The following is a 21,512-nucleotide window of genomic DNA, read 5'->3' on the forward strand; positions in this document are numbered from 1 at the left end:
CGCTTGATCGCTTTGCCCGGATTTGTGCTAGTGAGTACGCATGTCGCATCCCGGGACGCTGATCCTGATCATGGCCATGGCAGTGCTCGCCCCGCTCCTCGCGTACGCGGTCGGGCGTCGGCTCACCGTTCCCGTGGCCCTCTTCGAGATCGCCCTCGGCATCCTGATCGGCCCGGACGTGCTCGGCCTCGCTCACCCCGACGCCGTCATCGACACGCTGTCGGACCTGGGCCTCTCGATGCTGATCTTCCTGGCGGGGTACGAGATCGAGTTCGCGGCCGTCCGCGGGGACACGCTGCGCCGCTCGGTCGGGGCCTGGGCCGTGTCGCTCGCCGTGGCGCTCGGCAGCGCCTTCGCCCTGACCGGCGCGCAGGCCACCAAGAGCTTCGTCATCGGCACCGCACTGACCAGCACCGCGCTCGGCGCCGTCCTGCCGATGCTGCGCGACGCGGACCTGCTGCGCGGCCGGTTCGGCACCGTGGTGATGGCGTTCGGGGCGGTCGGCGAGTTCGGGCCGGTCATCGCGATCTCGCTGCTGCTCAGCGGCCGCCGACCCGGCGTCGCGACCGCGCTGCTCGTCGCCTTCGCCGCGATCACGGCCGTCGCCGTCTTCTGGGCGCTGCGCCCGCGCCCTCCGTGGTTCGCCCGCGTCGTCGCCAGGACCCTGCACTCCAGCGGGCAGTTCGCCGTGCGGTACGTGATGCTGCTGCTGGCCGCGATGCTCGGTCTGTCCGCCGCGTTCGGCCTCGACACGCTCCTCGGCGCGTTCGCCGCCGGGCTCCTCACCCGGCTCGTCCTGCGGGGCGCGGCCCCCGAGGTGGGCGCGGAGGTCCTCGGCAGGATCGAGGCGATGGGGTTCGGCTTCCTGGTGCCGGTGTTCTTCGTCGTCACCGGCATCGGCTTCGACCTCTCCGCCCTGCTGCACGGCGGCCGTCCGCTCGCCCTCCTGCCGGTCTTCTTCCTGCTGTTCCTCCTGGTGCGCGGGGGGCCGGCCTGGCTGCTCGCCCCGCGCGACCTGTCCCGGCGCGAACGCGCCGCGCTCACCCTGTACTCCTCGACCTGTCTGCCGCTCGTCGCGGCCATCACCGCGATCGGCACCGACGACGGCGTCCTGGGCGCGGGCGAAGCCGCCGCCCTGGTCGGCGCGGCCATGCTCTCCGTCCTGGTCTTCCCGCTGCTCGCCCTGAAGGCCCTGGCCGGCCGGCGGGCCGGACCCTCCTCCCCCACGGCCGGGGCGTCCGAGACGTGGTGACCCCGTCGGCCCACCGCGCCCCGGACGCCGGGCGACGCCGGGCCGTCAGCTGCGTGCGCCCTCCGCGGCCCGCGACCGGGGGGCGGTGGCCGTGCGGCGCCCTTCGCGGGCGATGACGGCGTGGGCCGCCTCCGCCGTGACGAGGCCGAGGGCGATGAAGGCCGCGCCGACGGGGCCGAGCCAGTGGGGGCCCGCCCAGGCCATGCCCGCCTGGCCGACCAGGGGAGCCGCCGAGACGCCCACGTAGACCATGGCCGAGGCCAGCCCCGTGAGCAGGGGGGCAGCGGTCGGCAGGGCGGTGATCAGGCGGTGGGTCTGCGGGGCCAGGAGGCCCCAGCCGCACACGCCCCAGACGAGCAACGCCACGACGGTGGACGGGAGATGGGCGCTCGTCCACGGCAGGAGGGCGAAGTCGACCGCCGCCACGGCTGTCGCGGTGTTGATGACGCGGCGGCCGCCGAAGCGGTCGACCAGGCCGCCCGAACCGAGCGTGCCCGCGGTGGCGGCCAGGCCCCAGACGAAGAGCAGCACGGCCAGGGTGGTGCCGCTGCCGTCCGTCGCGCGGTCGAGGCTCGCGCTGATGAAGGAGTAGACCGTGTAGAGGCCGGTGTAGACGAGGAGCGTGGTGAGGAGGGTGAGGCCGATGCGGCGGTCGGCGAGCGGGGCGAGGCGCGTGCGCAGCGGGACCGCCGGGGGCGTGGGGATCGCGGGGAGCAGCAGTGCGACGGCCGCGGCGGCGAGGACCCCGAGGGCCGACACGAAGACCATGGTGAGGCGCCAGTTGCCGGTGACGCTGCCGATCGCCGTGCCGAGGGGCGAGCCGAGGGCCGTCGCCGCGCTGAGGCCCGTCATCACGGTGGCGATGGCGCGGCCGCGCCGCTCGGGCGGGGCGAGGGCCGCGGCCGCCGCGACGGCCGCCGGGGTGACCATCGCCCCGCCGAACCCGGCCAGCGCCCGGCCGGCCAGGGCCACGCCGAAGTCGGGGACGAAGGCGGTCAGGAGGTTGCCCGCGGTGAAGACGGCGAACCCGGCGAGGAACAGCGGCCGCCGGGCCCTGCGCGCGGTGCACGCGGCCATGACGGGACCCAGTACGGCGTAGGTGAAGGCGTAGGCGGTCAGGAGCCATCCCGCGGTGCCCACGGACACGCCGAGCGAGTCGGCCGCGTCCGGCAGGATCCCGGCGATGACGAAGCTGTCGGTGCCGATGGCGAACATTCCGGCGGCGAGGACGAGGAGTGATCGGTACACGGGTGCGGGACCTCCGGTTGGGGTGTCGGGGCACAACGGGTGCGGTGCGCGCGAGGGATGCACGGAGTGCGCCGGGCGCGCCGGGGCCGTCCGAGCGAGCGGACGAGCGGGAGATGTAACTGAACCCGTTACGACACAGGGCTCAAAAAAGGCCGGTCCGCACGGACCGGCCCGTTCGACAGGGTCAGGCGACCGTCTCCTTGAGCACGTCGGCGACGGTGACCCCGGCCAGTTCGGCCTTCATCGCCTCTTCCGCGCGGTCGTACGCGCCGCGCAGGACCGGCGGGATGCCGCGCCCCACGGGGCACTTCCGGTTGGGAGCGGAGGCGTGGAGGGCGAGGAGCGGGTCGGGCTCGACCGCGAGGTAGACGTCCCGGAGCGTGATCGCGCCGGGCTCGCGGGCCAGGCGCCAGCCCGCGCCCTGGCCGCGCTGCGACACCACGAGGCCCGCGTCGCGCAGACCGCCGAGCGTGCGGCGGATGACGACCGGATTGGTGTTGACGCTGGCGGCGATCTCGTCGGACGTCACGATGCCGTCGGGCCGCTTGGGGCAGACCAGGGCCATCCACGTCAGCGCGTGCGTGGCCACGGTCATGCGGCTGTTGGCGCTCACGGGCCCTCCGGTCGCTCGGTTCGCTCGGCTCTGCTGTCGAAACCGATTCTGTTACGACAGGGGCGTGGCTGTCCAGCCCCGTCCGTCCTCGTCGAGGAGTGCCGCGAGCTTCTTGGGGGCCAGGGACCGATAGCTCTCCACGAGGAGTTCGGCGATCTCCGACCAGTCCGCGGCGGCCGCGTCCAGGTGCAGGGCGACCACGTCGGCGCCCCGGCCCAGGCGGAAGAAGGGCGGGCCCGCGTTCGTCAGGGCAGCCAGCTCCTCGCCGTGGGCGCGGAACGTGAGGGTCGTGGTGGGCACGGCGGCGTGGGCGTGGGTGGCGGCGGGGCTCGCGGGGTCTGAGACGTAGACGTGGGCGAAGGTGCGGCCCCGGACGCGCCAGCGGACGCCGGTCCAGGCCCGCTCCTCGTACGCCTCGGGGAGGCGGCCGCAGATCCCGCGCAGGTGCGCGAGCGCGTCGAGGGGGACCTCGGCGTCGGGAGGCGTGGTCATCCGCGTGGTCCTCCGGGGAGTGCGGGCGGCGGGTCCGACGGCCGCAGGAAGGTGACGGTGGGGTGGTCCTGGGGCGCGGTGGGCGGGGTGACCCGGGCCCGCACGCCGTAGACCTCCGCGATGAGGGGCTCGCTGATGACCTCCACCGGCGTGCCGTGCGCATGCGCCCTGCCCTCCTTCAGGACCAGGATCTCGTCGCAGAACATCGCCGCCAGGTTGAGGTCGTGCAGGGCGATCACCGTGGTGACGGGGAGGGCGGCCACCAGGGCGAGGAGGTCCAGCTGGTGGTGGATGTCCAGGTGGTTGGTGGGCTCGTCGAGGAGGAGCTCGCGCGGGGACTGGGCCAGGGCCCGGGCGATGTGGGAGCGCTGGCGTTCGCCGCCGGAGAGGGTGTGCCAGGGCTGGTCGGCGCGGTCGGCCAGGCCCGTGCGGGCCAGGGCCTCGGTGACGGCCCGCTCGTCCTCGGCCGTCGAGGGCACCCAGGCGCGGCGGTGCGGGACCCGGCCCAGGCGGACGACGTCCCGTACCGTCAGGTCGACCTGGGTGTCCGCCTGTTGTTCCACCAGGGCGAGGCGGCGGGCGACCGCGCGGCGGCCCAGGTCGCGCAGCGGCTCGCCGTCGAGGGTGACCGCCCCGGCGGTCGGGGCCAGGACGCCCGCGAGGAGGCGCAGGAGCGTGGACTTCCCGGAGCCGTTGGGGCCCAGGAGACCGACCACCGTGCCCGGGCGCGGAGCGAGGGTGACGCCGTCGACGATGAGGCGCCCGCCCGCGGTCCGGGAGACCCGGTCCGCGCTCAGGCCCGCGCCGCCCGCCGCGGGAAGGTCCGCCGAAAGCTCCGCCGGAGGGCCTGCCGACGGCCCTGCTTGGGACTTCGCCGCGCTCATCCGACCCTCCTCGTGCGGTAGAGGACCGCCACGAACGCGGGGACGCCGATCAGCGACGTGACCACCCCGACCGGCACCTCCTGCGGGTCCAGGAGCGTACGGGCCAGGGTGTCCACCCAGATGAGGAAGACCGCGCCGGTCAGGGCCGTCACCGGCAACAGGCGGGCGTGGCGCGGGCCGACGAGCACGCGGGCCGCGTGCGGCAGGGTCAGGCCGACGAAGCCGATGGCCCCGGCCGCGCTGACCAGGGCGGCCGTGAGCAGGGCCGTGGTGCACAGCAGGAGCAGCCGGACCCGGGTGACGTGCACGCCCAGGGCGGCCGCCGCGTCCTGGCCGAAGGCGAACGCGTCGAGGGTGTGGGCCTGGGACAGACAGATCACCAGGGCCACGGCGAGGACCGCCGCGCACACCACCACGTCCGTCCAGTCCGCCCCGCTCAACGAGCCGAGCAGCCAGAACAGGACGCCGCGCGTCGTCTCCGCGTCGGCGGCCGTCAGGATGACGAAGGAGGTGAGGGAGGAGAAGAGCTGCATGGCCGCGACCCCGGACAGGACCACGCGGTCCGTCGTGGCACCCAGCGCCTGGCTCAGGAGCAGCACGAAGCCGAACGCGCACAGGGCTCCGGCGAACGCCCCGCCGGAGACCGACACCGCTCCCCCGCCGACCCCGAGGACCACCACCGCCACCGCGCCCGTGGACGCCCCTGAGGACACGCCGAGGACGAAGGGGTCGGCGAGCGGATTGCGCAGGAGCGACTGGAGGACCGCGCCGCACACGGCGAGGCCCGCCCCGCAGACGCCCGCGAGCAGGGTGCGCGGCATGCGCAGGTTCCATACGATGCCGTCGCGCAGCGGGGTGAGCTCGGCCTCGCCCCAGCCGAGGTGGGCGGCCACCGCCGCCCAGACGTCCGGTACGGAGATGTCGGCCGGGCCGATGGTGACGGCGACGGCCACCGACAGCGGCAGGGCCACCAGGCCCGCCGCCCACAGCAGCGCCGCGCGCCCGGCGCCGTGCCGTCCGCGCCGGGAGCCGCGCGTCCGCTCGCGCACGGCGGTGCTCACCGCGCCAGGCCGAACGCGCGCAGCCCCGCCGCGACTTGTTCGATGCCGTCGACCGTGCGGATCGTCGGGTTGAGGGCCTGGCCGCTGAGCAGCACGTACCGCTTCTTCTTCACGGCCGTGAGGTTCTTGGTGACGGGGTTGGACTCCAGGAACCTGATCTTCTGGCGGGCGCTCTCGGCCGACTGGGCCTTGCGGGTGAGGTCGCCGATGACGAGGACGTCCGGGTCGCGGTCGGCCACGGTCTCCCAGTTGATCTGGGGCCACTCGGCGCGCGTGTCGGCGAAGACGTTGCGGACGCCGAGGGCGCGCGTGATGACGCCGGGCGCGCCGCAGCAGCCCGCGATGTAGGGCGCCTTGGAGTCGGAGAACCAGTACAGGACGGACGCGTCGGACGACTTGAGCGTCCGCTTCGCCCGGGTGACGCGGGACTTGAGGTCGGCGACGAGGCGCTCGCCGCGCGCCTGGACGTGGAAGACCCGGGCCAGGTCGCGGATCTCGCCGTAGACGGTGTCCATGGTGAGCGTCTTGGTGCGGGTGCCGTCGCCGTCGCCGCCGTTGTCCTTGCCCGCGCAGTCGGTGGGCGAGACGTAGACGGGGACGCCGAGCTCGGTGAACTTGGCGCGGTCGGCGACGCCGCCCTTGCCGACGGTGTAGAGGAACGACGCGCTGACGAAGTCCGGCTCCTTGGAGAGGACCTTCTCCAGGGACGGGTAGCGGTCGGCGAGGCGTTCGACCTTCGCGTTCTGCTTCTTCAGGCCGGGCAGGACCGGGTCGGTCCAGGTGCCGGTGCCCGCCATGCGGTCGGCGAGGCCGAGGGAGAGCAGGATCTCCGTGGAACCCTGGTCGAGGGAGACCGCCCGCTCGGGCGGCGAGGTGACCTCGGCCTTCTCGCCGCAGGAGGTGACGGTCACCGGGTAGCCGGGGGCCTTGGCGCCCGCGTCCCTCCGCTCGGCCGAGCCGCCGCAGGCGGTGAGCAGGAGCAGGCCGCCCGCCGCGAGCAGGGCGGTCAGGCGCGGCCCGGGGGCGGTGCGGGCACCGGGGGCGGCACTGCGGGGGCGGGCGGCCGCGCGGCGTGCGCGAGGGACGAGAGGAGGCACAGGTCTTCCCGGGTCTCATGGCTCATGCGCGGAGCCTGGTCTGCGAAACCCCGCCGCCCGGCGCGCGGTCGGCGGTGCCAGCAGGTCTTCGGACTCGGGTTCGTCCGGGCGGGGCCGCCTTCCCGGATGTCCGTGACATCCAGTGGCCGCTGGTCCCGCCCGTCCCCCTCACCGCTGCGCGTCAGTTCCGGATTCCCACCGGATTCCCTGGCCCGGGTGCGGGCGCGACTGGCGTGCGCAAGCTATCACCCCGCCGCGGGCCGGGAGGACGTCACCCCTGCTCGGGGTGCGGCTCGCCGCGGTAGGTGCCGAAGGACCACTTGTTGCCCTCCGGGTCCGCGACGGCGAACTCGCGGCTGCCGTACGGCTGGTCCTCGATCTCGCGGACGACCTCTACGCCCGCCTCCTTGAGGCGGCTGTAGAGGGCGTCGACGTGGTCCGTGACGACGTACGCGCCGAACGTCCCCGGCTGCAGGCACCACTCGGCCGACCGCGGGTCGTACGAGCCGAGCATGACGCCGCCGCCCTCGGGCCAGTCGAGCTGGGCGTGGGCGACGCGGCCGCCGTCCTCGTACACGGCGGTGCGCAGGAAGCCGACGGTGGTGACGAGGAAGTCGATGAGGGCGGGGGCGTCGTGGGCCTGGAAGGTGGGCCAGACGTCCGGGGTGCGCGGGTTCGGGGAGGTGTGGCTGCTCTGTACCGCTTCGCTGGTGTTCATGTCCCTCAGTCTTCGCCGTCGCGGTGTCCCCCGGCTTGGATATTCCGGCACTCCTCGGCCAGCCAGGCGCTCGGGCTCGCGCCCGTGTACTGGCGGAAGTCGCGCACCAGGTGGGAGTGGTCGTAGTAGCCGCAGTCGGCGGCGACGCGGGCGAGGTCGGCGGGCGCGCCCGCGACGACCGCGCGCACGACCCGCGCCTTCGCGTGCTGGAAGCGCATCAGGCGGGCGGCCTGCTTGGGCGTCACGCCGGTCTCGGCGCGGAACAGGGCCGTCAGGCGGCGCTCGCTGAGCGCGACGTGCGCGGCCAGGCCCCGCAGGGTGCCCGCGCCCCGGTGCCGGGCGAGCCACGCCCAGGCCTCGGCGACCTCGGGGCGGACCGGGGCGAGGCGCTCGGCGTCGGCGGCGCGGCGCGCCAAGTAGGCGTTGAGGCAGGCGAACCGCTCGTCCCAGCCGTCGGCCTCGCACAGCCGCTCGCGGACGCCGGCGGCGATCCGGCCGAGGACGTCCGTGCCGTCGGTGACGAGCCGTCCGGTCAGCTCGGCGGCCGGGAGGCCGAGGAGCGAGCGGGCCGCGAGCGGGTGCACGGCGAGCTGGATGCCCGCCTGGTGCTCGGGCTGCACGACGTACGCCGGGCTCTGGTGCAGGCCGCCCACGACGATGTCGGTGCGCTCGGCGTCGGGCCCGGTGGCCTGTTCCGCGGTGGAGCCGGTGACGACGGGCCCGTCGAACGAGAAGATCAGCGTCAGATACGGCGACGGCAGGCCGCGGTGCAGACCCGGCGTCTCGCCGCTCGTGCGGTAGCCCACGGCGGACACGACCTTGCCGCCCTGCTCCGGCGGGAGCGGGGCGCGGACGAACTCGCGGCGGGCGGTGTCCATGCGTCCATTGTGACCGCGCGAGGAGCCGGGCGCGGCCGCGCGCGTGCCCCCGCCACTACCCGCTCCGCCGCGTCCCATGCCCGCCACGCACCGTGACATCGATCATGGGAATCGGCTCCGCGCGCTCGTAGCATGTCCCGCCGCTCCGCACGGGGCGGCGCACCACCTGGCGAGGACCCGAGGAACGGACACCATGGCTGTACGAGCACGAAGCAGGAGCAAGCGGGCGGCCCTCGGACTCGCGGGGGCGCTCGCGGCGGCGGTGTTCGCGGGCGGCGCGCTGTGGCCGGGCGCGGGCACGGCCGACGCGCGCCCGTCCGACGCGCCCGTCCGGCTCGCGCACTGGCCGAAGCCGGTGGCCGCCGAGCTCGGCGAGGTCATCGCCAAGAACGCCCACAAGGGCGCGTACGCCGTCTTCGACGCGGACAACACGACGTACCGCAACGACCTGGAGGAGGCGCTGCTTCCGTTCCTGGAGATGAAGGGCGTCCTGACCCGGAAGTCGATGGACCCGTCCCTGAAGGTCATCCCGTTCAAGGACACGGCCACGCACAAGGAGAGCCTCTACAGCTACTACAACCGCCTCTGCGAGGTCGACGACCAGGTCTGCTACCCCTGGGCCGCGCAGATCTTCTCCGGCTTCACGCTGAAGAAGCTCAAGGGGTACGTCGACGAACTGCTCGCGTACGACAGGCCGATCCCGGCGACGTACTACGAGAACGGCGAGGTGACGCGGACCGAGGTCCGGCGCCCCGAGTTCTCCCCCGGCATGCGGGAGCTGTACGGGGCGCTGCGCGCGCACGGGATCGAGGTGTACGTCGTGAGCGCCGCGAGCGAGGACCTGGTGCGGATGGTGCTCGCCGACCCCCGGTACGGGTACGGGGTGAAGCCGCGCAACGTCATCGGCGTCGGCCTCCAGCTCAAGGACCCGAGGACCGGCCGCGTCACCAGCTCCCGCAAGGAGATCGCCGAGGGCCGCTTCGGGCCGAAGGACCGGGCGCGGCTCGCCCGCTACGAGCTGACGCCTCGGCTGTGGGCGCCGCTGACCTGGTACCAGGGCAAGCCCGCGGCGATCTCCACGTACATCGACGAGTGGAAGAAGCCCGTCCTCGTGGCCGGGGACACGCCGTCGAGCGACGGGCCGATGCTCTTCCACTCGGCGGACGTGCGGCACGGGGGCGTCCGCGTGTGGGTCAACCGCAAGGACAGCTACATGAAGCAGCTGGACGCGATGAAGCGGAAGAACGCGGCGCGGCAACGGGAGTTGGGGCTGCCCTTGACCGCGGACAAGCGGTGGCTGACGGTGACGCCGGAGCAGATTGGCTGAGCGTTGGGGTGCATGTGCCGCTTCGTCCGTGGCTGGTCGCGCAGTTCCCCGCGCCCCTTCGGGCGCTCACCTCAGGCGGGGCGCTCACCTCAGGCGGTTGAACGTTGCCTCGATCGTCCCGCGGTCCGCGCCGGCCGCGAGGAGGGCGTGGAGCAGCAGGCGGGCCTTGGGCGCGTCGAGGGACCCCGCGGAGATCAGGCCGCGGGACAGCAGGTCGGCCTCGGAGCCGGGGCCGCGGTAGGTCTCGCTGAGGAGCGGGCCCGCGCCGGTGCGCGAGGCGAGGACGACGGGCATCCGGGCGGCGCGGGCCGCGAGCGGTTCGACCAGCCACTGGGGTGCGTGGCCCGCGCCGAAGGCCGCCACGACCAGGCCGTCGAAGCGGTCGTCCACCGCGTCCAGGAGCTCGCCGCCGTCGCCGAGGGAGAGCGTCAGCAGGGCCACGCGGACGGCGTTCCCGAGCCGCAGCGGGCGCTCCACGGTGGGCTCCTGGGGGCGCAGCAGGATCCGCGGCACGCCCTCCACCACGCGGCCGAGCGGGCCCGCGCCGGGCGAGACGAAGGTGGTGAGCGAGGTGGTGTGCGCCTTGCGCGCGTGCCGGGCCGCGTGGATCTCGTCGGCGAGGACCACGAGGACGCCGAGGCCCCGGCAGTGCGGGTCGGCGGCGACGGCGAGGGCGGCGGCGAGGTTCGCCGGGCCGTCGGCGCCCGGCAGGTCGGGGCGGCGCATCGCGCCGGTGACCACGATCGGGGCGCGCGGCGCGCACACCACGTCGAGCAGGAAGGCCGTCTCCTCCAGGGTGTCGGTGCCCTGCACGACCACGACGCCGTGGCCCGCGGCGGTGGCCTCGTCCACGCGCTCCGCGAGGTCGGCCAGGTCCTCCAGGGTCAGGGAGGAGCCCGGGAGCCTGCGGACGTCGTGCAGCTCCGTCTTGACGCCGTCCGGGACGGGGACGGTGGCGAGGGTCTGGGAGCCGGTGAGGCGGGTGGAGCCACCGCCGGACTGGGCGGAGATGGTGCCGCCGAGGGTGAAGACACTGACGGTTGTGGTCATGCCGGAGGCTCTCCCCGGGCCCGCACCGGCCCGAAACCAGGAGGCGTGGTTGCGCGCGTCACACGGCGGTCCGGGCGGCGGGCCCCGTCAGTACGCCGTGGTCGCGGTGAGGACCCCGGCCTCGATCGCGCTGGTCAGCGCCTTGTGGTCGGTCGCGTTCTGGGAGACGTAGCGCACGGCGAAGGCGGCGACGGCCCGGTCGAAGGTGTCGGCGGAGCCCAGGTAGGCGGCGATGGCCACACGGTCCCCGGAGCGGGCGTGGGCGCGGGCGAGGGCGGTGCCGCAGAGGCGGGCGTAGGCGAGGAGTTCGGCGGGTTCGAGGGCGGCGACGTCCACGGAGCCCTTCATGTCGCGCAGCTGGCGCCAGTAGTACGCGCGGCCCTGCGGGCCCGTCATCCAGCCGAGGAAGATGTCGCCCGCGGCCTGGAGCAGGCGCTGGCCCGCGACCACGCGGTGGCCCGGGTGGAGGTAGGGGCCGGTGGGCAGATGCTCTTCGAGGACGGACCGCACGGCCTCCTTGATCTGGAGGAACAGCGGGTCCTCGGCGTCCCGGCCGGTCAGCAGCACGATGAAACAGCGGGTGCCGACGCTGCCGACGCCGACGACCTTGCGGGCGGCGTCGACGAAGCGGTAGCGGTCGAGCAGGAGGCGGCGCTCCTCGGCGAGCGTCGAGCGGTAGTCGCCGAAGATCTTGCGCAGGGCGGCCATGTCGGGGGCGCCCGCCGGCTCGAGGAGGGGCGGGTCGTGGACGATGCGGCGGCGGTCGTCGACGACCTCGGTGAGTCTGCCGAGGGCCTGCAGGCTGGTGCGGCGGCGGGCGTGCGCGAGGCGGGCCTCGGCGCGCTCGCGCCGGCGCGCGGAGCCCATGAGGCGCAGCAGGTCGTCGGTGTCGACGCTGGCGTACCAGACGTCCAGCTCGCCCTTGCGGGCCAGGCGCCGGATGCCGGTGCGGTAGGCGGTGACGGCGGCGAGGGCCGCGTCGTGGGCCCCGTCCTCGCCCCTGCCGGTCTCGCGGGCGGCCACGGCGACGCTGGCGGCGAGGCGTTTGACGTCCCATTCGAAGGGGCCGGGGTACGTCTCGTCGAAGTCGTTCAGGTCGAACAGGAGGCGGCGCTCGGGTGAGGCGAACACGCCGAAGTTCAGCAGGTGCGCGTCCCCGCAGAGCTGCACGGTGAGGCCGGTGTGGCGCTGGGCGGCGAGGTCGCCCGCCATCACGGCGGCGGCTCCGCGCAGGAAGGCGAACGGGGACGCGGCCATGCGCCCGTAGCGGATCGGAAGGAGCTCCTGCACGCGGTCGGCGGCCTGCCGCTCCAGGACGGCCACCGGGTCGGGCCGGTCCGCCGAGGGGATCCAGATCCCGTGCGAGGACCGGGAGGCCCGTTTGCGGGCGGCCTTGCCCCGCTCCGCGCGCTCGGCCGCGGTGGTCATGGGCGGTCTCCCCTTTCGGCGGGCGGGCCCGGGGTGCTCGCGGGGCACCCCGGGCCCGCCCCTCTTCCCGTGGTCAGGAGGCTCTCCCCCCGCGACCCCGTCGGTCGCGCCGCGCGCACGGCCGCACACGCCGGACGGGTGTGAGGGACCAAGAGCAGCCAACGCCGGAGCGCGCGGGCGCGCATGTCGGGTACGCCGAGCGGGTGACGCCGGGCCCGGGGAGGATCCGCGTCAGCGGTTGTAGCGCATGAAGGCGCGCACCATGTGGCACGTCGTGTCGGACGGGGGGTGGATGCCCACCGTTTCGGCCATCGTGCGTATCCGTACGTTGCTCGCCTGGTTCGGCACCCAGACGCCCGCGTCGAGCAGGGCGATGGCCAGGCGCATGGCCTTGAGGCGGCGGTTGTGCGTGACGTACCACTCGCGGGGGCGGCCGGGCGGCAGGGGGTGCTTCTCCATCGGGACGTACGGCACGTCGAGCAGCGGCTGCTGGGCCGGGCACGGGGTGCGGGACGCTCGGGACGGGGTGCGGTTGCGGGAGCGGGCGGTCGGCTCGGCGGGCAGGGACGGGACTGCGGCAGCGGGCACGGACATCCTCCTGTCGCGGTTCGGGAACCCTCGCGGGCCCCTTCGAACATTGCTTCCATTCTACGTGCCGGCACTGACAACGGCCCGTGCCCAGCGAGGCAATCCCCGCTGGCCAGAAGGGGTTTGAGGGGGCGTGGGGCGGATGGTTCGGAGGTAGCGTGTGCGGCATGGAGATCTGGATCAACCCCGCCTGTTCGAAGTGCCGCAGCGCCCTGACGCTGCTCGACGCGGAGGGCGCCGCGTACACGGTGCGCCGCTATCTGGAGGACGTGCCCAGCGCCGACGAGATCCGCGTCGTGCTCGGCAGGCTCGGCCTCGAACCCTGGGACATCACCCGCACCCAGGAGGCCGCCGCCAAGGAGCTCGATCTGAAGGACCGGGCCCGCTGGCCGCGCGACGACTCCGGCCGCGAGGCGTGGATCGAGGCGCTCGCCGCGCATCCCGAGCTCATCCAGCGGCCGATCATCACGGCGGACGACGGCACGGCGGTGGTGGCCCGCACGGAGGAGGCGGTGCGGGACGCGCTGGGGCGGTGACGCGCCGGGACGCCCCGCGCCCGGCCCGGCGACCGGGACAGGCGCAGGGCGACCGAGCGACAAGAGCGGGCAAACCTTTACAAACACCTGCACATTCGTACGTAGGGTGGAGCGCTCCACCCGGGCCGCACCGGCGGCGCGGGACGAGTGAAGGGAGCGGCCCGTGCGGAGCTGGCTCGCCGGGGGCGTCTACGGCACGGTGCTCGCGAGCGCGCTGCTCGCCGCCCTGCAGTCCGAGGGCGAGCGCTTCACGCCGTACTACGACGCCGCCTGGGTCATGGTCACCGCGGGCACGGCGGCGCTCGCCCACGGCTACGCCCACCACATGGCCACGCACAGGCCGGGCAGCGGCAGCCACCGCTGGCGCCAGCTCGGCTGGGCGCTCGCCGACGAGTGGCCGGTGGTCATCGCCTGCTGGCCGACCGTCGCGCTCCTCGTCCTCGCCGGGATCATGGACTGGCCCGAGCGGAGCGTCACGTACACCGGGCTCGGCCTGAACGCGGCCCTGCTCTTCGGCTGGGGCACCTTCGCCGCGCTGCGCTCGGGCTACCGCAGGCGCTCGGCCGTGCTCATCGGCGTCGCCGACGCGGCGATCGGCCTGCTGATCGCGGCGGCCAACGCGGTGATCAAGTAGCGCCGCGCCCGCCCGGCACCGGCCCCGCGGGGTGATCTGAACCACTCCCGCCCCAGGTAACACGGGGTTCACATATGGGCAACGGACGGGAAATCGCGTGTTGACAGGCTGCCGTCATCGCCACGGCCCGCAGCACCCGCACGACTGCGCCGTACCAAGTGTTCTAAGGATGAGGCCCGTGACCTTCAAGGCTGAGTACATCTGGATCGACGGCACCGAGCCGACCGCCAAGCTCCGTTCCAAGACCAAGATCCTCACCGATGACGCACAGGGCGCCGAGCTCCCCCTCTGGGGCTTCGACGGCTCGTCCACGAACCAGGCGAAGGGCCACGCCTCCGACCGCGTCCTGAAGCCGGTCTTCTCCTGTCCGGACCCGATCCGCGGCGGCGCCGACATCCTGGTCCTGTGCGAGGTCCTGAACACGGACATGACGCCGCACTCCTCCAACACGCGGGCGCTGCTCGCCGAGGTCGAGGAGCGGTTCGCGGCGCAGGAGCCGATCTTCGGCATCGAGCAGGAGTACACGTTCTTCGAGGGCGACCGCCCGCTCGGCTTCCCCGTCGGCGGCTTCCCCGCCGCGCAGGGCGGCTACTACTGCGGCGTCGGCTCGGACGAGATCTTCGGCCGTGACATCGTCGAGGCCCACCTGGAGAACTGCCTCAAGGCCGGTCTCGGCATCTCCGGCATCAACGCCGAGGTCATGCCCGGCCAGTGGGAGTTCCAGGTCGGCCCGCTGTCCCCGCTGGAAGTCTCCGACCAGCTGTGGGTGGCCCGCTGGCTGCTCTACCGCACCGCCGAGGACTTCAAGGTCTCCGCGACCCTCGACCCCAAGCCGGTCAAGGGCGACTGGAACGGCGCGGGCGCGCACACGAACTTCTCCACCAAGGCCATGCGCGAGGGCTACCCCGCGATCATCACCGCGTGCGAGTCGCTCGGCGAGGGCTCCAAGCCGATGGACCACGTCAAGAACTACGGCGCGGGCATCGACGACCGCCTCACCGGCCTGCACGAGACCGCCCCGTGGAACGAGTACTCGTACGGCGTCTCCGACCGCGGCGCCTCGGTCCGCATCCCGTGGCAGGTCGAGAAGGACGGCAAGGGCTACATCGAGGACCGCCGCCCGAACGCGAACGTCGACCCGTACGTGGTGACGCGGCTGCTTGTCGACACCTGCTGCGCGGCCCTGGAGAAGGCCGGTCAGGTCTGACCTGTTCCGTACGTTGTGCCGGTTTTCAAAAAGGGGCGCCCACCGCTGTGGTGGGCGCCCCTTTCGTGCTGCTCAACGCCCCTTGTCAGGGGCGCCACTTCAGGCCATCCAAATGCCAAGACGGCGTATCAACGTACGAGAAGGGGTCCGCCGGACCCGTTCCCATCTGCTTCAATGGGGGCCATGGGCAGCTTCCAGAACACCGCGACGGGTCATCATGACCTTGAGCCCTTCTGGCCTTCCCGGCAGCACCACGACTTCGACCGGGTGTGTTGCCGCGCGCTGAACGCGCGGGCCCTCTAAAGCCGTTTCCCCGGCCTCCGGCCTGACGCGCACGACGTACGTCCTCGACGACTCCTTAGCGCGAAAGAGCTGACTCATGGCGAACTCCCGTACCTTCACCGCCGCCAACGCCGCCACCGCCACCCGTCCCACCGCGCCCTCGGCGCGGGGACGGCTGCGGGCCGTCGCCCCCGACGAGGTGGCGCGGATCTCCGACCTCGCCGACTTCTCCGGCTTCCTGCCGCCCGGCGCGACGCTCCTGCCCGCGCCGCAGCACACCCTGCCCGCGCTGCCGGGCCAGCCGCCGATGATCGGCTATCTGGTCCTGCTGCCCGCCGGGCAGGAGCACCTCGCGTCCGTCGCGCCCGAGCCCGAACAGGCCGCCGCGACGAGCGGCGAGGGGCCCGTGCGGATCGATGCCGCGCGGCGCTCCGCGCACGTCGACGGGCGCCATCTGGACCTCACGTATCTGGAGTTCGAGCTGCTCGCGCACCTCGTCGCGCACCCGCACCGGGTGCACACGCGCGACCAGCTGGTGACGACGGTGTGGGGCTACGGCCACGTGGGCGACGGGCGGACCGTCGACGTCCACGTCGCCCGGCTGCGGCGCAAGCTCGGCGCCGAGCACCGCAGGACGATCCAGACGGTGCGGCGCGTGGGCTACAAGTACGCGCCTTCGACGGCGGGCTGACCCGCCCGTTCTCCTGTCGGCGGAATCCGGTTCCCGCGGGCCGGTCCTGGCGTGCAGAGTTCGGATCATGAGGATTCTGATGCTCGGTGGTACGGAATTCGTGGGGCGGGCCGTCACGGAGGCCGCGCTCGCGCGCGGCTGGGACGTGACGGTCTGCCACCGCGGCCGGCACCCGGCCCCCGCCGGGACGCGGACGGTCACCGTCGACCGCGCGGCGCCCGACGGGCTCGCCGCCCTCGCCGCCGACGGCGGCACCTGGGACGCCGTCGTCGACACCTGGTCGGGGGCGCCGCGGGCCGTGCGGGACGCCGCGCGGCTGCTCGCGGGGCGCGCCGGGCGGTACGTGTACGTGTCCAGCGGCTCGGTGTACCGCTACCCCGGCGAGGCCGGTTCGGACGAGTCGTTCCCCGTCGTGGACGGCGATCCGGACGCGGACGCGGTGGCGTACGCCGAGGACAAGCGGGGCGGTGAGCTCGCCGCCGACGCCGCCTTCGGGCCCGGGCGGACGCTGCTCGTGCGGGCCGGGCTCATCCTCGGCCCCTACGAGAACATCGGGCGCCTCCCCTGGTGGCTGAACCGGGTCGCGCGGGGCGGTCCCGTGCTCGCGCCGGGGCCCCGGGCGGCGGGCATCCAGTACATCGACGTACGGGACCTCGCCCAGTGGACGCTCGACGCGGTGGCGGCCGGGCTGCACGGGCCCTACAACCTCGTGTGCCCCCAGGGCCACGCCACGATGGGGGACCTCCTGGAGGCCTGCGTGGACGTGGCCGGGGGGCCTGGTGCCGAGCTGCGGTGGACGGCGCCGGAGGCCGTGCTCGCCGCGGGGATCGAGCCGTGGTCGGAACTGCCGGTGTGGCTGCCGCCGGGCGAGCTGTACGACACGATGCACGACACGAGCGCGGCCAGGGCCGGGGCGCGCTGCCGCCCCCTGGCCTCGACCGTGGCCGACACCTGGGCCTGGCTCCAGGCGCTCGGCGGGGTGGCCCCCCGGCGCCCGGACCGCCCGGCGGTGGGCCTCTCCCCGGCGAAGGAGGCGAAGGCCCTGGCACAGCCCTGCCCGGGGCGCCGGGCGGCGCCCCGGGCAGCGGGGGTCACGCCGGGACCCTGACCCGGGCCGGGGGCTCCGTCGGGGTCTCGCCGTGGGAGACCTGCGGGAGCCAGCGGAGGCCTCGGGGGGTGTGCCAGTTGCGCTCGCCGAGGAGGGTCATGAGGGACGGCAGCAGGATCATGCGGACCACCGTGGCGTCGAGGAGGACCGCGACCCCGAGCCCCACGCCCATCTGCTGCATGTCCTGCATGGACAGCATGCCGAACACCGCGAACACGGCCACCATGATCACCGCGGCCCCGGTCACGGCCCCCGCGGTCCGCGAGATGCCCTCGCGGATCGCGGCCCGGTTGTCGAGCCCCTGGTCGCGGGCCTCACGGATCCGGGAGACCACGAACACGTGGTAGTCCATCGACAGGCCGAAGAGGACGACGAGCACGAACAGCGGCATCCAGCTCTCGATGGCGCCGACCTTCTCCGAGCCGATGAGCGAGGCGCCCCAGCCGTGCTGGAAGACGGCCGTCATGACGCCGTAGGCCGCGCCCACGGACAGCAGGTTCAGGGCGATCGAGGTCACCGCGATGACCACCGAGCGGAAGCTGAGGAGCATCAGCAGGAAGGTGACGGCGGCGATGAAGAGGAAGACCGGCACGATCCCCTCGCCGAGCCGGTCGGTGAAGTCCCGCGACCCGGCGAGCTCCCCGCCGACATGGGCCTCCAGGCCGTCGGCGCGCGTGTCGGCGCGGAAGTCCCGCACGTCCGACCTCAGGTCGTCCAGGGCCTTCCTGGCGGCCGCGTCGCTGCCGGTGCCCGGCAGCGGCACCTCGATCTCGGCCACGTTCGCGGCCTTGTGCAGCGTCAGCTCGGCGCCCTCGCCCGCCTTCGCGGTGAGCGTCCGCAGGCCGTCGCGGACCGGCGCGGCCCCGATGTCGTCGGCGTGCACGACGACGCGGGCGGGCGCGGGACCGCCGGGGAACTCGTCGGTGATCTCCCGGTACGCCACGGAGAGCCGCGCGTCCGAGCCGAACTGCTTCTCCAGGCCGAGCTGTTCGGTCTTCATGCCGAGCGCGGGCGCGGCCAGCGCGAGCAGCAGCCCCGCGGAGGCGACGGCGAAGACCTTGGGCCGGGCGAGGACCGGCTTCACCAGGGACCCGGCGAGCGTGCCGCTGGCGTGGACGCCCTTCTTGGCGCGGCGGTTGAGGAAGGGGATACGCCCGGCGTCGATGCGGTCGCCGAGCCAGGACAGGAGCGCGGGCAGGACGGTCACGGAACCGAGCATCGCCACGCACACCACCAGGATCGTGGCGACGGCGAAGCCCTTGAAGAGGAGCAGGCCCGACAGGAACATGCCCGCCATGGCCACCATCACGGTGAGGCCGGAGACCAGGACGGCGCGCCCGCTGGTGGCGGCGGCGATCCGCAGCGCGGTCTCGGCGTCGTGGCCCGCGGCCCGCTCGTCCCGCTCGCGCCGCAGGTAGAACAGGCAGTAGTCGACGCCGACGGCGAGGCCCATCAGGAACATCACGGAGTACGTGGTCTCGGCCATGTGCACCGCGTGGCTGGCGAGCCCGAGCAGCCCGAAGGCGGCGACGCAGGCGGTCAGCGCGAGCCCGACGGGGAGCAGCGCGGCGACGACCGCGCCGAAGGCGACCAGGAGGATGGCGAGCGCGAGCGGCACCGCCATGAACTCGGCCTTCTTCAGATCGTCGGCGAGCAGGTCCTTGAGGAACTTCTCGGAGCTGGCGTCGCCGAACTGGTGGACGGCGATGCCGTGCGCCGCGCCCGCCTCCCTGGCCCGGTCGACGGCGTCGAGCACCGGGTCGACGCGGTCGGCGGCCTGGTCGGAATCGCCCTTGAGCGCGAAGCGGAGCAGCGCGTCCTTGCCGTCCTTCGAGGGCAGCGGCGGCTCCACCCGCGTCGTCCCGCCGGTCTTCTCGATCGCCGCGGCGAGGTCCGCGGCCGCCTCCCGCCAGCCGTCGGCGGTCCGCGCGCTGACCATGACGAGCTCGGCCGCGGGCTCGTCGATGCCCGCGTCCTTGAGGATCTTCGCGGCACGCGCCGAGTCGCCGGTGCCCATCTCGTCGTCGTCCGCGGTGACGGTGCCGGTGGCGCCGCCGACGACGGTGGCGAGCACCACGAAGAGCAGCCAGCCGAGGATCGCCTTCTTGCGGTGGTGCGCGCTCCACACCCCGAGTCGTGCCGCGAGGTTCAGCCTCTTGGCGCTCATGACCTTCGCCCCCATTGGTAAGCGTGAGTTAAGCGAGTTGACGTGAAACACGCTAGGAATGGGCGGCGTCCGGACCCAGCCGCCGAGCCCCCCTCTCGGGGAAGCACAGGGCGAGGCCGGGGGGTGTCGTCAGGTACACCCCCGTTCTGGGGGCGGAACCGAATGACCCGGACCGCCCCGACCAGGGAAACTGTCCTTGTGCCCGGTGGTTTCGCACACCACGGGACACAGCGGGCCACGGGCGGACACATCCGGTCGCGGCCGGTCACGGCAGCCGAGGAGAGGGAGACCATGAAGACGTCGAGGGTGCGCGAGAGCCTGCTCGCGGGAGCGCGCGGCCTGTACATGACGGTCCTCTCGCTGGTCGGATCGATCACGCTCTTCGTGCTCTCGGTGGTGTCGATCGTGCTGATCCCGCTCGGGCTCGGCGTGTTCACCACCCCGCTGGTCCTGACCGCCGTACGCACGTACGCGACGCTGCACCGCGTGCACGCCGGGGAGTGGGCCGGCGTGACGATTCCGGTCCCCTACCGGCAGGAGCCCGCGCGGCCTGCCCGCGGCGTGGCCGGGCAGGTGGAGCGGTGCGGCCGGATGCTCAAGGACCCGGCGACCTGGCGGGACATGCAGTGGCTCCTGGTGAACATGACCTTCGGCGTCGTCCCGGCGGTCCTCCCGCCCTCCCTGGTCCTGTACATGGGGTACGGCTGGGTCCTCGCCTGCGGCGTCTGGAAGCCGATCTACGACGCGGGCGGCGGCGAATGGTTCGCCTTCATCCACGTCACCTCGCAGAACGCCGCGTTCGCCGCCGCCGCGCTCGGCACCGCCTTCTTCGCCTTGAGCCTGTACGTCAATCCGCTGCTGCTGCGCGCCCACTTCCAGCTCTCGCGCACCCTGCTCGCCCCGACGGCCACCATGCGGGAGCGGGAGCTCGCGCAGCGCGTGGACCGTCTTGAGGAGACCCGGCACGACGCCGTGGACAGCTCCGCCGCCGAACTGCGCCGCATCGAGCGCGATCTGCACGACGGCGCGCAGGCCCGTCTCGTCGCCATGGGCATGGACCTCGGCACCATCGAGGCCATCGTGGAGAAGAACCCGGCCAAGGCCAAGGAGATGATCGCCAAGGCCCGGCAGAACTCCGGCGAGGCGCTCACCGAGCTGCGCGACCTGGTGCGCGGCATCCACCCGCCGGTCCTGGCCGAGCGCGGCCTCGGCGACGCGGTGCGGGCGCTCGCGCTGCGCCTGCCGGTGGCGACGGACGTGGACGTGGACCTGGCGGGCCGGGCGGACGCCTCGGTGGAGGCGGCGGCGTACTTCGCGGTGAGCGAGGTCCTGACGAACGCGGTCAAGTACGCGCAGGCGGAGCGGATCTGGGTGGACGTCCACCACGCGGACGGCATGCTCCGCATCGCGGTCACCGACAACGGCAAGGGCGGGGCGAGCGTCGGCTCGGGAACCGGCCTGAGCGGGATCGAACGGCGGCTCGGTACATTCGACGGCATACTCGCCGTCAGCAGCCCCGTTGGCGGCCCGACCATGGTGACCATGGAGATCCCTTGCGAGTTGTCCTAGCCGAAGACCTCTTCCTGCTGCGCGACGGCCTGGTGCGGATGCTGGAGGCGTTCGACTTCGAGATCGCGGCCGCCGTGGAGACCGGTCCTGAGCTGACCAAGGCCCTGGCGGAGCTGCAGCCGGACGTCGCCGTCGTCGACGTCCGGCTGCCGCCGTCGCACACCGACGAGGGGCTCCAGTGCGCCCTCGCCGCGCGCCGCGCGCGCCCGGGCCTGCCGGTCCTGGTCCTCTCCCAGCACGTGGAGCAGCTGTACGCGCGCGAGCTGCTCGCCGACGGCACCGGCGGCGTCGGATACCTCCTCAAGGACCGGGTGTTCGACGCCGAGCAGTTCGTCGACGCGGTGCGCCGGGTCGCGGCGGGCGGCACCGCGATGGACCCGACGGTCATCCAGCAGCTCCTGTCGCGGCGGTCGGCGAACGAGCCGCTCGGCGCGCTGACCCCGCGCGAGCGCGAGGTCCTTGAGCTGATGGCGCAGGGCAGGTCCAACGCCGCGATCGCCGCGCAGCTCGTGGTGACGGAGCGGGCCATCGCCAAGCACACCTCCAACATCTTCGCGAAACTCGATCTTCCGGTCTCGGACGACGACAACCGCCGCGTCCTCGCGGTTCTCGCCTTCCTCGACCAGGGCCGCTGATCAACTGCCGTTCGCCGTACGGGATTCACCCGCTCCGCGTTGAACGC

General features: G+C 73.7%; 21 protein-coding genes and 1 riboswitch. Of the genes, 9 read left to right on the forward strand and 12 right to left on the reverse strand.

The genetic code is table 11. The features are described 5' to 3' along the window. Positions 1-40: 40 nt before the first annotated feature. Positions 41-1,252, forward strand: coding sequence for a cation:proton antiporter (locus MQV74_RS13060; protein WP_242717181.1), 1,212 nt, complete (start codon positions 41-43; stop codon positions 1,250-1,252). Positions 1,253-1,297: 45 nt separating this feature from the next. On the opposite strand, the gene MQV74_RS13065 is transcribed toward MQV74_RS13060, so the two are convergent. The 8 genes from MQV74_RS13065 to MQV74_RS13100 form a co-directional block, all read right to left on the reverse strand. Further along, positions 1,298-2,500, reverse strand: coding sequence for an MFS transporter (locus MQV74_RS13065; RefSeq protein ID WP_242717183.1), 1,203 nt, complete (start codon positions 2,498-2,500; stop codon positions 1,298-1,300). 184 nt (positions 2,501-2,684) lie between these two features. Further along, positions 2,685-3,113 carry an Rrf2 family transcriptional regulator gene (locus tag MQV74_RS13070; protein WP_242717185.1) on the reverse strand — a complete coding sequence of 143 codons (429 nt, stop codon included), beginning with the start codon at positions 3,111-3,113 and terminating at the stop codon, positions 2,685-2,687. Between the two features lie 51 nt (positions 3,114-3,164). Then, positions 3,165-3,605, reverse strand: coding sequence for an MmcQ/YjbR family DNA-binding protein (locus MQV74_RS13075; RefSeq protein WP_242717187.1), 441 nt, complete (start codon positions 3,603-3,605; stop codon positions 3,165-3,167). Then, the gene (locus tag MQV74_RS13080; protein WP_242717189.1) at positions 3,602-4,489 is read right to left on the reverse strand and encodes an ABC transporter ATP-binding protein; all 888 of its coding nucleotides are present in this window, start codon (positions 4,487-4,489) and stop codon (positions 3,602-3,604) included. Before MQV74_RS13080 ends, MQV74_RS13075 begins: the two co-directional genes overlap by 4 nt. Next, the gene (locus MQV74_RS13085; RefSeq protein ID WP_374120611.1) at positions 4,486-5,550 is read right to left on the reverse strand and encodes a FecCD family ABC transporter permease; all 1,065 of its coding nucleotides are present in this window, start codon (positions 5,548-5,550) and stop codon (positions 4,486-4,488) included. The genes MQV74_RS13080 and MQV74_RS13085 overlap by 4 nt, the downstream gene beginning before the upstream one ends. Further along, the gene (locus MQV74_RS13090) at positions 5,547-6,560 is read right to left on the reverse strand and encodes an ABC transporter substrate-binding protein (RefSeq protein WP_242728639.1); all 1,014 of its coding nucleotides are present in this window, start codon (positions 6,558-6,560) and stop codon (positions 5,547-5,549) included. The genes MQV74_RS13085 and MQV74_RS13090 overlap by 4 nt, the downstream gene beginning before the upstream one ends. A 149-nt stretch (positions 6,561-6,709) precedes the next feature. After that, positions 6,710-6,895, reverse strand: a riboswitch (cobalamin riboswitch). Positions 6,896-6,918: 23 nt separating this feature from the next. Continuing rightward, on the reverse strand, positions 6,919-7,365 hold the full coding sequence (locus MQV74_RS13095) for a VOC family protein (protein ID WP_242717191.1): 447 nt from the start codon (positions 7,363-7,365) through the stop codon (positions 6,919-6,921). Positions 7,366-7,370: 5 nt separating this feature from the next. Further along, a complete protein-coding gene (locus MQV74_RS13100) occupies positions 7,371-8,243 on the reverse strand; it encodes an AraC family transcriptional regulator (protein ID WP_242717193.1) in 873 nt (290 codons plus the stop codon). 193 nt (positions 8,244-8,436) lie between these two features. Between MQV74_RS13100 and MQV74_RS13105 the strand changes: the two genes are divergently transcribed. After that, positions 8,437-9,570 carry a haloacid dehalogenase-like hydrolase gene (locus tag MQV74_RS13105; protein WP_242717195.1) on the forward strand — a complete coding sequence of 378 codons (1,134 nt, stop codon included), beginning with the start codon at positions 8,437-8,439 and terminating at the stop codon, positions 9,568-9,570. 84 nt (positions 9,571-9,654) lie between these two features. Here MQV74_RS13105 and MQV74_RS13110 read toward each other — a convergent pair whose 3' ends face one another. The 3 genes from MQV74_RS13110 to MQV74_RS13120 form a co-directional block, all read right to left on the reverse strand. Then, complete coding sequence (locus tag MQV74_RS13110) at positions 9,655-10,620, reverse strand: asparaginase (protein WP_242717197.1); 966 nt, start codon at positions 10,618-10,620, stop codon at positions 9,655-9,657. 87 nt (positions 10,621-10,707) lie between these two features. Continuing rightward, the gene (locus MQV74_RS13115) at positions 10,708-12,048 is read right to left on the reverse strand and encodes a DUF2252 domain-containing protein (protein ID WP_242717199.1); all 1,341 of its coding nucleotides are present in this window, start codon (positions 12,046-12,048) and stop codon (positions 10,708-10,710) included. Between the two features lie 231 nt (positions 12,049-12,279). Beyond that, the gene (locus MQV74_RS13120) at positions 12,280-12,636 is read right to left on the reverse strand and encodes a hypothetical protein (protein ID WP_242717201.1); all 357 of its coding nucleotides are present in this window, start codon (positions 12,634-12,636) and stop codon (positions 12,280-12,282) included. A 167-nt stretch (positions 12,637-12,803) separates the two neighbouring features. On the opposite strand from MQV74_RS13120, the gene MQV74_RS13125 reads away from it, so the two are divergent. From MQV74_RS13125 to MQV74_RS13145, 5 genes are all read left to right on the forward strand, one after another. Continuing rightward, positions 12,804-13,172: an arsenate reductase family protein gene (locus MQV74_RS13125; RefSeq protein ID WP_242717203.1), complete on the forward strand. Its 369-nt coding sequence runs from the start codon at positions 12,804-12,806 to the stop codon at positions 13,170-13,172. A gap of 163 nt (positions 13,173-13,335) precedes the next feature. Further along, entirely contained in the window at positions 13,336-13,806 is a 471-nt protein-coding gene (locus MQV74_RS13130) for a hypothetical protein (protein ID WP_242717204.1), read from the forward strand. A 178-nt stretch (positions 13,807-13,984) separates the two neighbouring features. Beyond that, on the forward strand, positions 13,985-15,013 hold the full coding sequence (gene glnII, locus MQV74_RS13135; RefSeq protein ID WP_242717206.1) for a glutamine synthetase: 1,029 nt from the start codon (positions 13,985-13,987) through the stop codon (positions 15,011-15,013). A 379-nt stretch (positions 15,014-15,392) separates the two neighbouring features. Beyond that, complete coding sequence (locus tag MQV74_RS13140) at positions 15,393-15,986, forward strand: winged helix-turn-helix domain-containing protein (RefSeq protein ID WP_242717208.1); 594 nt, start codon at positions 15,393-15,395, stop codon at positions 15,984-15,986. Positions 15,987-16,053: 67 nt separating this feature from the next. Continuing rightward, the gene (locus tag MQV74_RS13145) at positions 16,054-17,094 is read left to right on the forward strand and encodes an NAD-dependent epimerase/dehydratase family protein (protein ID WP_242717211.1); all 1,041 of its coding nucleotides are present in this window, start codon (positions 16,054-16,056) and stop codon (positions 17,092-17,094) included. Here MQV74_RS13145 and MQV74_RS13150 read toward each other — a convergent pair. Beyond that, entirely contained in the window at positions 17,078-19,261 is a 2,184-nt protein-coding gene (locus MQV74_RS13150) for an MMPL family transporter (protein WP_242717212.1), read from the reverse strand. The genes MQV74_RS13145 and MQV74_RS13150 overlap by 17 nt on opposite strands. 291 nt (positions 19,262-19,552) lie before the next feature. On the opposite strand from MQV74_RS13150, the gene MQV74_RS13155 reads away from it, so the two are divergent. Both MQV74_RS13155 and MQV74_RS13160 read left to right on the forward strand, forming a co-directional pair. After that, positions 19,553-20,830, forward strand: a complete 1,278-nt coding sequence (locus tag MQV74_RS13155; RefSeq protein WP_242717214.1) for a sensor histidine kinase — start codon at positions 19,553-19,555, stop codon at positions 20,828-20,830. Further along, on the forward strand, positions 20,815-21,465 hold the full coding sequence (locus MQV74_RS13160) for a LuxR C-terminal-related transcriptional regulator (protein ID WP_242717216.1): 651 nt from the start codon (positions 20,815-20,817) through the stop codon (positions 21,463-21,465). The genes MQV74_RS13155 and MQV74_RS13160 overlap by 16 nt, the downstream gene beginning before the upstream one ends. Positions 21,466-21,512 lie beyond the last annotated feature (47 nt).

Source organism: Streptomyces sp. AN091965 (assembly GCF_022698285.1).
In the GTDB taxonomy this organism is placed as follows: domain Bacteria; phylum Actinomycetota; class Actinomycetes; order Streptomycetales; family Streptomycetaceae; genus Streptomyces.